Annotated in this window: 11 protein-coding genes; 9 read left to right on the top strand and 2 right to left on the bottom strand. The window is 61.6% G+C overall.

Annotated features, from left to right (window positions below; genetic code table 11):
* Window positions 1-42: 42 nt before the first annotated feature.
* From PBDP_RS27555 to PBDP_RS27565, 3 genes are all read left to right on the top strand, one after another.
* Window positions 43-519 (top strand): thioesterase family protein, encoded by a 477-nt coding sequence (locus PBDP_RS27555; protein ID WP_116833629.1) that lies wholly within the window; start codon window positions 43-45, stop codon window positions 517-519.
* A 20-nt stretch (window positions 520-539) separates the two neighbouring features.
* On the top strand, window positions 540-1,703 hold the full coding sequence (locus tag PBDP_RS27560) for a gamma-butyrobetaine dioxygenase (protein WP_109755055.1): 1,164 nt from the start codon (window positions 540-542) through the stop codon (window positions 1,701-1,703).
* A gap of 382 nt (window positions 1,704-2,085) precedes the next feature.
* Window positions 2,086-2,349, top strand: coding sequence for a hypothetical protein (locus PBDP_RS27565; RefSeq protein ID WP_109755056.1), 264 nt, complete (start codon window positions 2,086-2,088; stop codon window positions 2,347-2,349).
* A gap of 115 nt (window positions 2,350-2,464) precedes the next feature.
* Here PBDP_RS27565 and gbdR read toward each other — a convergent pair whose 3' ends face one another.
* On the bottom strand, window positions 2,465-3,568 hold the full coding sequence (gene gbdR, locus PBDP_RS27570) for a choline metabolism transcriptional regulator GbdR (protein WP_039590608.1): 1,104 nt from the start codon (window positions 3,566-3,568) through the stop codon (window positions 2,465-2,467).
* Window positions 3,569-4,140: 572 nt separating this feature from the next.
* Complete coding sequence (locus PBDP_RS27575) at window positions 4,141-5,517, bottom strand: L-serine ammonia-lyase (RefSeq protein ID WP_116833631.1); 1,377 nt, start codon at window positions 5,515-5,517, stop codon at window positions 4,141-4,143.
* Between the two features lie 425 nt (window positions 5,518-5,942).
* Between PBDP_RS27575 and PBDP_RS27580 the strand changes: the two genes are divergently transcribed.
* From PBDP_RS27580 to betA, 6 genes are all read left to right on the top strand, one after another.
* Window positions 5,943-6,890: a choline ABC transporter substrate-binding protein gene (locus tag PBDP_RS27580; protein WP_109755058.1), complete on the top strand. Its 948-nt coding sequence runs from the start codon at window positions 5,943-5,945 to the stop codon at window positions 6,888-6,890.
* A 71-nt stretch (window positions 6,891-6,961) separates the two neighbouring features.
* Window positions 6,962-7,807 carry a choline ABC transporter permease subunit gene (gene choW, locus PBDP_RS27585; RefSeq protein WP_003206355.1) on the top strand — a complete coding sequence of 282 codons (846 nt, stop codon included), beginning with the start codon at window positions 6,962-6,964 and terminating at the stop codon, window positions 7,805-7,807.
* On the top strand, window positions 7,804-8,982 hold the full coding sequence (gene choV, locus PBDP_RS27590) for a choline ABC transporter ATP-binding protein (protein WP_212801559.1): 1,179 nt from the start codon (window positions 7,804-7,806) through the stop codon (window positions 8,980-8,982). The genes choW and choV overlap by 4 nt, the downstream gene beginning before the upstream one ends.
* A 339-nt stretch (window positions 8,983-9,321) precedes the next feature.
* Entirely contained in the window at window positions 9,322-9,942 is a 621-nt protein-coding gene (gene betI, locus PBDP_RS27595) for a transcriptional regulator BetI (protein ID WP_109755060.1), read from the top strand.
* A gap of 80 nt (window positions 9,943-10,022) precedes the next feature.
* Window positions 10,023-11,495 carry a betaine-aldehyde dehydrogenase gene (gene betB / locus PBDP_RS27600; protein WP_212801560.1) on the top strand — a complete coding sequence of 491 codons (1,473 nt, stop codon included), beginning with the start codon at window positions 10,023-10,025 and terminating at the stop codon, window positions 11,493-11,495.
* Window positions 11,496-11,712: 217 nt separating this feature from the next.
* Entirely contained in the window at window positions 11,713-13,416 is a 1,704-nt protein-coding gene (gene betA, locus PBDP_RS27605; RefSeq protein ID WP_116833633.1) for a choline dehydrogenase, read from the top strand.
* Window positions 13,417-13,527 lie beyond the last annotated feature (111 nt).

A 13,527-nucleotide genomic window follows, 5' to 3' on the forward strand; every position in this document is an offset into this window, starting at 1 on the left:
CGATAGCGCCAGCCCAGTCACCTCAATTGTCGGACCTGAATCATGCCCACCCTCACCACCTACCAAACCCGCATCCTCCCGGATTGGGTCGATTACAACGGCCACCTGCGCGATGCCTTTTACCTGCTGATCTTCAGCTACGCCACCGACGCGCTGATGGACCGGCTCGGCCTGGACAGCCAGAACCGCGAGGCCAGCGGCCACTCGCTGTTCACCCTCGAACTGCACCTCAATTACCTGCACGAAGTGAAGCTCGACGCCGAAGTGGAGGTGCACACGCAAATCATCGGCCACGACGCCAAGCGCCTGCACCTCTACCACAGCCTGCATCTGGTTGGTGGCGATAAAGAGCTGGCCGGCAACGAGCAAATGCTGCTGCACGTCGACCTGGCCGGCCCGCGCTCGGCGCCCTTCACGGAACCGACCCTGGACCGCCTCAAAGCCCTGCTCGACCAACAAGCCGACCTGCCGACTCCGGCGTACATCGGTCGGGTCATCGCCCTGCCTCCCGCCCGATAAGCCTCGAACAGGAGATCGCCATGAACACCGCTGCCGCTTTTGCCGACTTCCGCCGTTATCCCCTGATCTTCGCATTGACCGCCGCAAGGCCCTTGGCCGACCGGGTGCAAGTCACCTGGGCCGACGGTCGGACCAGCCCCTTTCATCATCAATGGCTGCGGGACAACTGCCCTTGCCCCCAATGCGTCTACAGCGTCACCCGCGAGCAGGTGCTGGAGATCATTGATGTACCCGAAGACTTGGCACCCGCCGCAACCCGCCTCGACGACGAAGGTTGCCTGTGCGTGGATTGGCAGGACGGCCACCAGAGCCGTTTCGACCCGGGCTGGTTGCGCGCCCATGCCTACGACGACCAATCCCGGGCCGAACGCCTGGCGAACAAGCCCAAAAGCCAACTATGGCGACGTGATCTGCAATTGCCGGTATTCGACTACCGGACGCTGATGGACGATGCCGATGCCTTGCTGCAATGGCTGCTGGCGGTGCGCGACATCGGCCTGACCCAAGTGCGCGGCGTGCCCACCGAACCCGGTTCGCTGAAGCTGATCGCCCAGCGCATTTCGTTCATCCGCGAAAGCAACTTCGGCGTGCTGTTCAATGTGCAATCCAAGGCCGATGCCGACAGCAACGCCTACACCGCTTTCAACCTGCCGCTGCACAGCGACCTGCCAACCCGGGAGCTGCAACCGGGGTTGCAGTTCCTGCATTGCCTGGTGAATGACGCCGAGGGTGGCGAAAGCATTTTTGTCGACGGTTTCGCCATCGCCGAGGCCCTGCGCCAGGAAGATCCCGAGGCCTTTGCTGCGCTGTGCGAAATCCCGGTGGAGTTTCGCAACAAGGACCGCCACAGCGACTACCGCTGCCTGGCGCCGATCATCGCCCTGGATGCCCTGGGACAGGTTGCGGAAATCCGCATGGCGAACTTCCTGCGCGGGCCGTTCGACACCTCGGTCGAGCAGATGCCCAGGCTTTACCGCGCCTATCGCCGCTTCATCGCCCTGACCCGCGAGGCACAATTTCGTTTGGTACAGCGCCTCGAACCCGGCCAGCTTTGGTGCTTCGACAACCGCCGCACCCTCCATGCCCGCAACGCCTTCGACCCGGCCACCGGGGCCCGGCATTTCCAGGGGTGCTATGTGGATCGGGATGAGTTGTTGTCGCGGATTCTGGTGTTGCAAAGGTAGACCGCGTCATCGTTCATCGCGAGCAGGCTCGCTCCCACATTAGATGCTGTGAATGACACAGAACCATTGTGGGAGCGAGCCTGCTCGCGATAGCGGTCTTTCCGGCAACCCATCTCCCCCTGATTCACCGAGGCAAAAAAATCCCCGATCAAGCCGTGACAGGATCGGGGCAGGTGCGTTACTGGAGGAGCTGTCGCGCGAGGGTGACCAAACCATCGTGAATCAGCTTGGAGTCAGTGTGCCCAGTCCAGGCCCGTGCAAGTTAGCCGAAAACGACGCCTCCATAGTCATTCATGACATGGCGACCATTTGCCCTTGCCGCCGCTTCGGGTGGCTACCAGAATCGAGACACGACCCCAATCCCTGAACAAGGAAAAGCGTCATGATGTACGCCGATTTGATCGACCAGGAAGACCTGCTGGGCCACCTCAAGGCCCTGGGGCTGCAAATACCCAGCGGCTCCACCGCCGAACAGGCGTGCGAGTGCGCGGTACGTGGGCTGGACAGGGCCCGCGCCAATGATTTGCGGCGCATGGTCAAGGACATGTACACCAGCAGCGCCACCATCCTGCCGGCTGTGCGTCAGGCGATCGATAAGCAGCTGTTGCCGGCTCTGATGGAGTATCAGCAGAACCACAGCGGCTGATAAACCAAATCGCGAGCAAGCTTTGCTCCCACGGATCTCCGGGGAGCACGCTGTCTACTTCACCCAGAAGACTTCCCGTGGGAGCAAAGCTTGCTCGCGATGAAGGCGCCTCGGTCTAGAGCCTCACACTGGCAAACGTCGACTCATTGCGCGCCTGGCTCAACGCCGACAGCGGGCCTGACAGCGGCGACAGCACCAGCGCCTGTGGCAGCGGCATCATCGCCACCTGTTGCGTGGTGTTGGAGCCTACGCGTTCGTCACGCGGTGGAATGCCGAAGTATTCGCGGTAGCACTTGGAGAAGTGCGGGGTGGAGACAAAGCCGCACACCGAGGCCACCTCGATGATCGACATCGGCGTCTGCTTGAGCAGTTGCCGCGCGCGAATCAGCCGCAACTTGAGGTAATAGCGCGACGGCGAGCAATGCAGGTACTTCTGGAACAGCCGCTCCAACTGACGGCGGGACACGGCGACGTACACCGCCAGTTCGTCCAGGTCGATCGGCTCTTCGAGGTTGGCTTCCATCAGCGCGACGATTTCCTGCAACTTCGGCTGGTTGGTGCCGAGCATGTGCTTGAGCGGCACACGCTGGTGATCCTGCTCGTTGCGGATGCGCTCGTAGACAAACATTTCCGAGATCGCTGCCGACAGTTCGCGACCGTGATCGCGGCTGATCAGGTGCAGCATCATGTCCAGCGGCGCGGTGCCGCCAGAGCTGGTGAAACGGTTACGGTCGAGGGTGAACAGACGGGTGCTCATCGAGACCCGAGGGAAGGCTTCCTGCATCGCCGCCAGGCATTCCCAGTGCACGCTGCAATCGAACCCGTCCAGCAGGCCGGCGCAGGCCAGGGCCCAGCTGCCGGTGCAGACCGCACCGAGGCGACGGGATTGACGGGCCTGGCTCTGCAGCCACGACACGTGTTCACGGGTGACAGTGCGCTGGATGCCGATGCCGCCACAGACGATGACAGTGTCCAGGGACGGCGCCTTGTGCATGGAGGCGTCGGGGGTGATCTGCAAACCGTCGCTGGCCCAGACCTGGCCGCCATCGACGGTGAGGGTGGTCCAGCGATACAGCTCGCGACCGGACAATTGGTTAGCCATGCGTAGCGGTTCTACCGCGGACGCCAGGGAAATCAGCGTGAAATTGTCCAGCAGCAAAAAGCCGATGGATTGAGGCGCACGGTTCTGGGGTTGAGCCCCGGAGTTGGACGTCGTCATCGCGGTATCTCCTCACACAAAGCGGGTAATGGCCTCAGGCGGAGGCTCTTGTTATTGCCATCATTCTCTTGCCGAGACGGGCTTTATCGGGATAGAGCAATTGCCATGCCTAAAATTGAATGCGTGTTCAATAAATCCTGAAAACGACATCGCGGCCTGTCTATATAAGGCGTGTGTCGAGTGCGGGTTATAAGCGCCATCAGTGGCGGCAGGCACCTGTCACAGCGGGCTGTGAGCAGATCGGTAGCACTTGTGGGAACTGGGCTGCGCCGCTTGCGCGACGAGTATCACCACAGGTACGGACGACGGACGGTCGAGGGGCGTATGGAGGCAAACCCGACAACCGGTGTCTTGTCTGTTTGCGACGCGCTAAAAGGTGGCGCATTTGCGGATGGGTGTTCATTTTACGAGCGATTTTCGATCTCGTGAATAAAGGGAATCTGTGTGGGAGCAAAGCTTGCTCGCGAGGACAGTATGTCTGTCGACATCCATGTTGAGTCCACTGCCGCCATCGCGGGCAAGCCTTGCTTCCACAGGGTCCCTCTTGTCACAAAGGGTTGTGCGAACGCAGCTCAGCACTCCACCGCACTGACCGCCAAGCCGCCGCGCGAGGTCTCTTTATATTTGTCATGCATGTCGGCACCGGTATCGCGCATGGTGCGGATCACCCGGTCCAGGGAAATGAAATGCTGGCCATCCCCGCGCAGAGCCATTTGCGCGGCGTTGATGGCTTTCACCGCGGCAATCGCGTTGCGCTCGATGCAGGGCACCTGCACCAGGCCACCCACCGGGTCGCAAGTCAGGCCCAGGTTGTGCTCCAGGCCGATTTCCGCCGCGTTGCACAGCTGTTCCGGCGAGGCCCCGAGGATCTCCGCCAGGCCTGCCGCCGCCATGGCGCAAGCCGATCCCACCTCGCCCTGGCAACCGACTTCGGCACCGGAGATCGACGCGTTCTTCTTGCACAGGATCCCGACGGCCGCCGCACCGAGGAAATAATCCACGACGTTGGCATCGGTGACCGCTTCGCTGAATTTCATGAAGTAATGCAGCACCGCCGGAATGATCCCCGCCGCACCGTTGGTCGGCGCCGTGACCATGCGCCCACCGGCGGCGTTCTCCTCGTTGACCGCCAGGGCGAACAGGTTGACCCATTCCATGGCACTGAGGGTCGAGCCAATGACATTGGGTTTGTTCAGCTCTTGCAGGCTGCGGTGCAACTTGGCCGCACGCCGGCGCACATTCAAACCGCCGGGCAGGATGCCTTCATGCTTGAGGCCCTGTTCGACGCAATCCTGCATGGCCCGCCACAGTTTCATCAGGCCGCTACGAATCTCATCCTCGGAACGCCAGACCTTTTCGTTGGCCAGCATCAACTCGGCCACCCGCAAGTTGTGGATACGGCACAACTCAAGCAATTCTTCGGCACTGGAGAAATCATAAGGCAGCTCAGTGCTGTCCAGATCCACCACGCCGCTGGAGGCCTGGGCCTGATCGACGACAAAGCCACCGCCCACCGAGTAATAAGTGTCACGGTGCAACTCGCCGTTGGCGCCCTCGGCCACCAGGGTCATGGCATTGGGATGGAATGGCAGGTTCTCGTCGATCAGGCGCATGTCCCGGGACCAGATGAACGGCACCGGCAGGCGACCGTCGAGCAGCAAGGTATGGGTTTCGCGCAGCCGCTCGATACGCGGGCCGATCTGCGACGGGTCGATTGCGTCCGGCCACTCGCCCATCAAGCCCATGATCACGGCGTTGTCGCTGCCGTGACCGATACCGGTGGCCGACAGCGAACCGAACAACTGCACCTCGACCCGACGCACGTCATTGAGCAGGGCCTTTGCCTTCAGTGTTTCAACGAACAGCGCCGCCGCACGCATGGGGCCCACGGTGTGGGAGCTGGACGGGCCGATACCGATTTTGAACAAGTCGAAAACGCTGATTGCCATTGCCGATAACCTCCAGAACAGGCACATCCGGGCGCAGGAGCGTCCGGTGACGGAGCTGCTACGCTCAACGCCGGGATGGCCGCATCATCCGGTTTTTACCTGGGGGCCCGACGTCTGACACCGACGCAATCATGCCTGGCAGCGCCGCCCCTTCCCGACCCCGGTTTTGCGCCGTTTTTCTGCGTGTCAGAGGTCCTCCAGGGGCGGAAAAAATCTGTAAACGACGTCACCGACACTGGATGCGACCATCCCTGTACTGGATACGACCCACCCTGTAGGCGTCAGATTTGCACTGGTACATGATCGGTTACGGCTCGTTTGCAAGGCCGCGTGTCAGAGAGTGCCCACGCGCCACCAACCGCAACATCCAATTAAGCGCGGTTGTCCTGACAGGACACTGCCGATAAAACACCAGGAGTCCACCCATGAAAGGTTCCACGTCGTTGTTGTTGGCCGCCATGCTGAGTCTTCCGATGCTGGCCAACGCTGCTGAACCCGAACAGTGCAAAACCGTCAACTTCTCCGATGTCGGCTGGACCGACATCACCGTGACCACCGCCACCACCAGCGTGGTGCTCGACGCTCTGGGCTACAAGACCAAGACCACCATGATTTCCGTGCCGGTGACCTACAAGTCCCTGGCCGACGGCAAGAACATGGACGTATTCCTCGGCAACTGGATGCCGACCATGGAAAACGACATCAAGGCCTACCGCGAAGCCGGCACCGTGGACACCGTGCGCACCAACCTCAAGGGCGCCAAGTACACCCTCGCCGTGCCCCAGGCCTTGTATGACAAGGGCCTGCACGACTTCGCCGACATCCCTAAATTCAAGAAAGAACTGGACGGCAAGATCTACGGGATCGAGCCCGGCAACGACGGCAACCGCCTGATCCAGAGCATGATCGAAAAGAACGCCTTCGGCCTGAAAGACGCCGGCTTCAAAGTCGTCGAATCGAGTGAAGCGGGCATGCTCTCGCAGGTTGACCGCGCCGCCAAGCGTGGCACCGATGTGGTGTTCCTCGGCTGGGCGCCACACCCGATGAACACCCGCTTCAAGATCCAGTACCTGACCGGCGGCGACGACTTTTTCGGCCCCGACTTCGGTGCCGCGACCGTGGCAACCAACACCCGCAAGGGCTACAGCCAGGAATGCAGCAACGTTGGCCAGCTGTTGAAAAACCTGGAGTTCACCGTCGACATGGAAAGCACGCTGATGGGCAACGTGCTCGACGACAAGATGAAGCCTGAGGCCGCCGCCAAGGCCTGGCTGAAGAAAAACCCACAAGTACTCGATACCTGGTTGGCTGGCGTGACCACCATTGACGGTAAACCTGGCCTGGAAGCCGTGAAAGCCAAACTTGCGCAGTAACTGCTTATGTTATGCCGGGCGGGTTCGCTCGCCCGGGCTGTTTATTCCCTTGCATGCGGACGTTCACTACCATGCTCATTGATCAGAAAATACCTTTAGGCCAGTACATCGCCGGCTTCGTTGAATGGTTGACGCAACACGGCGCCAGCACATTCGACGCAATCGCGCTGTTCCTGGAAACGATGATTCACGGCGTGACGTTTGCGCTGACCTGGTTCAACCCGTTGGCCCTGATCGGCCTCATCGCGCTACTGGCGCATTTCATCCAGCGCAAATGGGGCCTGACCGTATTCGTCATCGCGTCTTTCCTGCTGATCCTCAACCTGGGTTACTGGCAAGAGACCATGGAAACCCTCGCCCAGGTGCTGTTCGCGACCCTGGTTTGCGTACTGATCGGCGTGCCGCTGGGCATTGTTGCCGCGCACAAGCCGATGTTCTACACCCTGATGCGCCCGGTACTCGATCTGATGCAGACCGTACCGACCTTCGTTTACCTCATTCCTACCCTGACCCTTTTCGGTCTGGGTGTGGTCCCGGGCCTGATCTCCACGGTGGTGTTCGCGATTGCCGCGCCCATCCGCCTGACCTACCTGGGCATCCGCGACGTTCCGGACGAACTGATGGACGCCGGCAAAGCCTTCGGCTGCTCCCGTCGCCAACTGCTGTCGCGTATCGAACTGCCCCATGCGATGCCGAGCATCGCGGCCGGTATCACCCAGTGCATCATGCTGTCGTTGTCGATGGTGGTGATCGCCGCGCTGGTGGGTGCCGATGGCCTGGGCAAACCCGTGGTCAACGCACTGAACACCGCTGATATCGCCCTGGGCTTCGAAGCCGGCCTGGCGATCGTATTGCTGGCGATCATGCTCGACCGAATCTGCAAGCAACCCGACGCCAAAGTAGGGGGTGACGCATGAGCATAATTCGTTTTGAAGACGTTGACGTGATCTTCGCCAGGGATCCGCGCGAGGCCCTCAAGCTGCTCGACCAGGGCATGACCCGCAACGAAATCCTGAAGAAAACCGGACAAATCGTCGGCGTGGAAAAAGCCAGCCTGGACATCGAGAAAGGCGAAATCTGCGTGTTGATGGGCCTGTCCGGCTCCGGCAAATCCAGCCTGCTGCGCTGCATCAACGGCTTGAACACCGTCAGCCGCGGCAAGCTGTTCGTCGAGCACGACGGCCGGCAGATCGACATCGCGTCCTGCACCCCCGCCGAACTGAAGATGATGCGCACCAAGCGCATCGCCATGGTGTTCCAGAAGTTCGCCCTGATGCCTTGGCTGACAGTGCGCGAGAACATCAGCTTCGGCCTGGAAATGCAGGGCCGCCCGGAAAAGGAACGGCGCAAGCTGGTGGATGAAAAGCTTGAGCTGGTGGGCCTGACCCAGTGGCGCAACAAGAAGCCCGACGAGTTGTCCGGCGGCATGCAGCAACGGGTCGGCCTGGCCCGCGCCCTGGCGATGGACGCCGACATCCTGCTGATGGACGAACCCTTCTCCGCGCTCGACCCGCTGATCCGCCAGGGCCTGCAGGACGAGTTGCTGGAGCTGCAACGCAAGCTGAGCAAGACCATCGTGTTCGTCAGCCATGACCTGGACGAAGCCCTGAAGCTGGGCAGCCGCATCGCGATCATGAAAGACGGCCGGATCATCCAGTACAGCAAGCCGGAAGAAATCGTACTGAACCCGGCGGACGACTACGTGCGCACTTTCGTCGCTCACACCAACCCGCTCAACGTCCTCTGCGGTCGCAGCCTGATGCGCACCCTGGACAACTGCAAGCGCATCAACGGTTCGGTGTGCCTGGACCCGGGCGGCGACTCCTGGCTCGACCTGGCCGAGGGCAACACCATCAAGGGCGCCCGGCAGAACGGCGCGGCGCTGGACCTGCAAAACTGGGTACCCGGCCAAGCCGTCGAGGAACTGGGCCGCCGTCCGACCCTGGTGGACTCCAACATCGGCATGCGCGACGCCTTGCAGATCCGCTACCAGACCGGCAACAAACTGGTGCTCCACGATAACCAGAAAGTCGTCGGGATCCTGGGCGACAGCGAGCTGTACCACGCACTGCTCGGCAAGAACCTGGGCTGAGCCCACAGACAAAAACGCCGCGAGATGTTCGCGGCGTTTTTGTTTGTGTGGTGCTAACGGCTAACAACTCTGGGGCTGCTTCGCAGCCCAACGGGGCGGTGCGACGTTTCGCTAAATCCCCTCACCACAACAGTATTCCAGCTATCAAGCGCATTAAGCCTACATGCCAACCGACGAGTGTTATAAAGACATCCCCAAAAGTCCTCGCCCCGGTAAACAGCGACGACTTGTCATAGAATTTATTTTTTGTTGATTGAACGTTCAATCAAAACAAAATAGACTGGCTTTCATTCCGGCAAACGACATTCGTGCGCCGGATGGCCTAAGGAGATGTGCTAGATGCCCAAGGTCGGTATGCAACCCATCCGCCGTCAACAATTGATCGAAGCCACGTTGCAAGCGGTCGATCAGGTCGGCATGGGGGACGCCAGCATTGCGCTGATCGCCCGTTTGGCCGGTGTTTCCAACGGGATCATCAGTCACTACTTTCAGGACAAGAATGGCCTGATCGCGGCCACGGCCCAGTACCTGATGACTGTCCTGAGCGAGAACGTCACCGCGCGCCGCCAGGCGCTCGAGGACTCGAGCCCACGGGCTCACCTGAAGGTGATCATCGAAGGCAACTTCGACGCCAGCCAGGTCAACGGCCCGGCAATGAAAACCTGGTTGGCCTTCTGGGCCACCAGCATGCATCACCCGTCATTGCACAGGTTGCAGCGGATCAACGACCACCGCCTGTACTCCAACCTGTGTTGCCAGTTCCGCCGCGTGTTGTCCCTCGATGAGGCCCGCAGCGCGGCACGGGGCCTGGCCGCGCTGATTGACGGTTTGTGGCTGCGCGGAGCGCTGTCGGGAGACGCGTTCGATACCGCCCAGGCGCACCGGATCGCTTACGAATACATGGATTTCCAACTGGCCAAGGCAGGGGTATCAGAGCACACAGAACCGCTCGGCTCCTGAACCGTCGCCGAACCGCGTAGTCAGCTATAGACGACACGCTCGGTGGCCAGCCAACCACTTTATGCACTTGCGAGGACTTTATGGCCCGTTTCGAACTGCAAAAACTCTACATCGATGGCGCGTACAGCGATGCCAGCGGCGATGCCACTTTCGAAGCCATCAACCCTGCCAACGGTGAAGTTCTTGCCCAGGTGCAGCGCGCCACGTTCGAGGACGTCGAGCGCGCCGTGGTCAGCGCCGAGAAGGGTCAGAAGGTCTGGGCCGCCATGACCGCCATGCAGCGTTCGCGCATCCTGCGTCGCGCTGTGGAAATCCTGCGCGAGCGCAACGATGAGCTGGCCGCCCTGGAAACCCTCGACACCGGCAAGGCTTATTCCGAAACCCGCTATGTCGACATCGTCACCGGCGCCGACGTGCTGGAATACTACGCCGGCCTGGTGCCTGCCATCGAAGGCGAGCAGGTGCCGCTGCGCACCACGTCGTTCGTCTACACCCGTCGCGAGCCCCTGGGCGTGGTGGCCGGTATCGGCGCGTGGAACTACCCGATCCAGATCGCCCTGTGGAAATCCGCCCCGGCCCTGGCAGCCGGTAACGCGATGATCTTCAAGCCGAGCGAAGTCACCTCGCTGACCACCCTGAAACTGGCCGAGATCTACACCGAAGCCGGCGTTCCAGCGGGTGTGTTCAACGTACTGACCGGCAGCGGCCGCGAAGTCGGCACCTGGCTGACCGAACACCCGCGCATCGAGAAAATCTCCTTTACCGGCGGCACCGACACCGGCAAGAAAGTCATGGCCAGCGCCTCGAGTTCTTCGCTCAAGGACGTGACCATGGAACTGGGCGGCAAGTCACCGCTGATCATCTTCGACGATGCCGACCTGGATCGCGCCGCCGACACCGCGATGATGGCCAACTTCTACAGCTCCGGCCAGGTCTGCACCAACGGTACCCGCGTGTTCGTGCCGAGCCACCTCAAGGCCGCCTTCGAGGCCAAGATCGCCGAGCGCGTGGCGCGCATCCGCATCGGTAATCCAGAGGACGAAAACACCAACTTCGGCCCGCTGGTGAGCTTCGCCCACATGGAAAGCGTGTTGGGCTACATCGAGAAAGGCAAGGCCGAGGGCGCGCGCCTGCTGTGCGGCGGCGGGCGCTTGACCGACGGCGAATTGGCCAAGGGCGCGTTCGTCGCTCCCACCGTGTTCACCGACTGCACCGACGAGATGACCATCGTGCGTGAAGAAATCTTCGGCCCGGTGATGAGCATCCTCACCTATGAAACCGAAGAAGAAGTGATCCGCCGCGCCAACAACACCGACTTCGGCCTGGCCGCCGGCGTCGTCACCCGCGACCTGAACCGCGCCCACCGCGTGATCCACCAGCTCGAGGCCGGTATCTGCTGGATCAACGCCTGGGGCGAATCGGCGGCTGAAATGCCGGTTGGCGGCTACAAGCAATCGGGCGTGGGCCGGGAGAACGGCATCAGCTCGCTGAACAACTTCACACGCATCAAATCGGTACAGGTCGAACTGGGCGATTACACGTCGGTGTTCTGATCCGACATGAGGCCTTGAGTGAACGCCGTTGTGGCGAGGGGATTTAGCGAAACGTCGCACCGCCCCGTGGGGCTGCGTAGCAGCCCCTCTCAAGCCCCCCTCATTCTTCAGACAAACCCAGTCGCTGATTTACGACTGTTGCGCAGCCGAACGGGGATAAATCCCCTCGCCACAGGCAACCGCGACCTGAACCCAATTCAAAAAGAGGGTGCATTTCATGTCCCAAGAATTCGATTACATCATCATCGGTGCCGGCTCGGCCGGTAACACCCTGGCCACTCGCCTGACCGAGGACGAAGGCGTCACCGTCCTGTTGCTCGAAGCCGGCGGCCCGGACTATCGCCTGGACTTCCGCACGCAAATGCCCGCCGCCCTGGCCTTCCCGCTGCAAGGCCGGCGCTACAACTGGGCCTACGAGACCGACCCGGAGCCGCACATGAACGGCCGTCGCATGGAATGCGGGCGCGGCAAGGGCCTGGGCGGTTCGTCGTTGATCAACGGCATGTGCTACATCCGCGGCAACGCCCTGGACTATGACAACTGGGCCAAGCTGCCGGGCCTGGAGGACTGGACCTACCTGGATTGCTTGCCGTATTTCCGCAAAGCCGAAACCCGTGACATCGGCCCGAATGACTATCACGGCGGTGATGGCCCGGTCAGCGTGACCACGCCCAAGGCCGGCAACAACCCGCTGTTCCACGCCATGGTCGAAGCCGGCGTGCAGGCCGGTTACCCGCGTACCGAAGACCTCAACGGCTACCAGCAGGAAGGTTTCGGCCCTATGGACCGCACCGTCACGCCCAACGGCCGTCGCGCCAGTACCGCGCGTGGTTACCTGGATATCGCCAAGAAGCGCTCGACCCTGACCATCGTCACCCACGCCCTGACCGACAAGATCCTGTTCGAAGGCAAGCGCGCGGTCGGCGTACGTTACCTGGTGGGCGCGGCCGAAGAGCGCGTCGAAGCCCGGGCACGCAAGGAAGTGCTGCTGTGCTCCGGCGCCATCGCCTCGCCGCAGATCCTGCAACGCTCCGGCGTCGGTCCGGCCAAATTGCTGGAAAGCCTCGACATCCCGGTGGTCCACGACCTGCCAGGCGTCGGTGAAAACCTGCAGGATCACCTGGAACTGTACCTGCAATACGCCTGTACCCAACCGGTCTCGCTGTACCCGTCGCTGCTCTGGTACAACCAGCCGGCCATCGGTGCCGAATGGCTGTTCAACGGCACCGGCATTGGCGCCAGCAACCAGTTCGAGGCTGGCGGTTTCATCCGCACTCGTCCGGAATTCGATTGGCCGAACATCCAGTATCACTTCCTGCCGGTGGCGATTAACTACAACGGCAGCAACGGTGTGAAGGAGCACGGTTTCCAGGCACACATGGGCTCCATGCGTTCGCCGAGCCGTGGGCGGATCCAGGCCAGGTCCAAGGACCCACGCCAGCACCCGAGCATCCTGTTCAACTACATGGCCACCGAACAGGACTGGCAGGAGTTTCGCGACGGCATCCGCCTGACCCGCGAGATCATGCAGCAGCCGGCGCTCGATCCGTTCCGGGGTCGCGAGATCAGCCCGGGCATCGAGGTGCAGACGGACGCGCAACTGGACCAGTTCATCCGTGAACACGCCGAAACCGCGTTCCACCCGTCCTGCTCGTGCAAGATGGGCACCGATGACATGGCGGTGGTGGACGGCGAAGGCCGCGTGCATGGCATGCAAGGGCTGCGGGTGGTCGATGCCTCGATCATGCCGATCATCACCACCGGCAACCTGAACGCGCCGACGATCATGATCGCCGAGAAAATCGCCGACAAGATCCGTGGCCGCAAACCCCTGCCACGCAGCACTGCGCCGTACTACGTGGCTGGTGATGCGCCGGTGCGTGGTAAGCCGATGCGTGAAGTGGGGCCTATGGCGCAGTAAGACATCACACCGCCATCGCGAGCAGGCTCGCTCCCACAGGAGGATTGGTGGTGGCCGCAGATTTTGTGGTCACCAAAGATCCACTGTGGGAGCGAGCCTGCTCGCGATGGC

Origin of the sequence: Pseudomonas sp. St290 (assembly GCF_018325805.1) — a bacterium.
Lineage (GTDB): Bacteria > Pseudomonadota > Gammaproteobacteria > Pseudomonadales > Pseudomonadaceae > Aquipseudomonas > Aquipseudomonas bijieensis.

Excerpts from the sequence above, each read along its gene's own strand:
- gbdR (WP_039590608.1), bottom strand. The coding sequence starts at position 3,568 with ATGACGACGTCCAACTCCGGGGCTCAACCCCAGAACCGTGCGCCTCAA.
- choW (WP_003206355.1), top strand. The coding sequence starts at position 6,962 with ATGCTCATTGATCAGAAAATACCTTTAGGCCAGTACATCGCCGGCTTC.
- PBDP_RS27565 (WP_109755056.1), top strand. The coding sequence starts at position 2,086 with ATGATGTACGCCGATTTGATCGACCAGGAAGACCTGCTGGGCCACCTC.
- betI (WP_109755060.1), top strand. The coding sequence starts at position 9,322 with ATGCCCAAGGTCGGTATGCAACCCATCCGCCGTCAACAATTGATCGAA.
- PBDP_RS27560 (WP_109755055.1), top strand. The coding sequence starts at position 540 with ATGAACACCGCTGCCGCTTTTGCCGACTTCCGCCGTTATCCCCTGATC.
- PBDP_RS27555 (WP_116833629.1), top strand. The coding sequence starts at position 43 with ATGCCCACCCTCACCACCTACCAAACCCGCATCCTCCCGGATTGGGTC.
- PBDP_RS27575 (WP_116833631.1), bottom strand. The coding sequence starts at position 5,517 with ATGGCAATCAGCGTTTTCGACTTGTTCAAAATCGGTATCGGCCCGTCC.
- PBDP_RS27580 (WP_109755058.1), top strand. The coding sequence starts at position 5,943 with ATGAAAGGTTCCACGTCGTTGTTGTTGGCCGCCATGCTGAGTCTTCCG.
- choV (WP_212801559.1), top strand. The coding sequence starts at position 7,804 with ATGAGCATAATTCGTTTTGAAGACGTTGACGTGATCTTCGCCAGGGAT.
- betA (WP_116833633.1), top strand. The coding sequence starts at position 11,713 with ATGTCCCAAGAATTCGATTACATCATCATCGGTGCCGGCTCGGCCGGT.
- betB (WP_212801560.1), top strand. The coding sequence starts at position 10,023 with ATGGCCCGTTTCGAACTGCAAAAACTCTACATCGATGGCGCGTACAGC.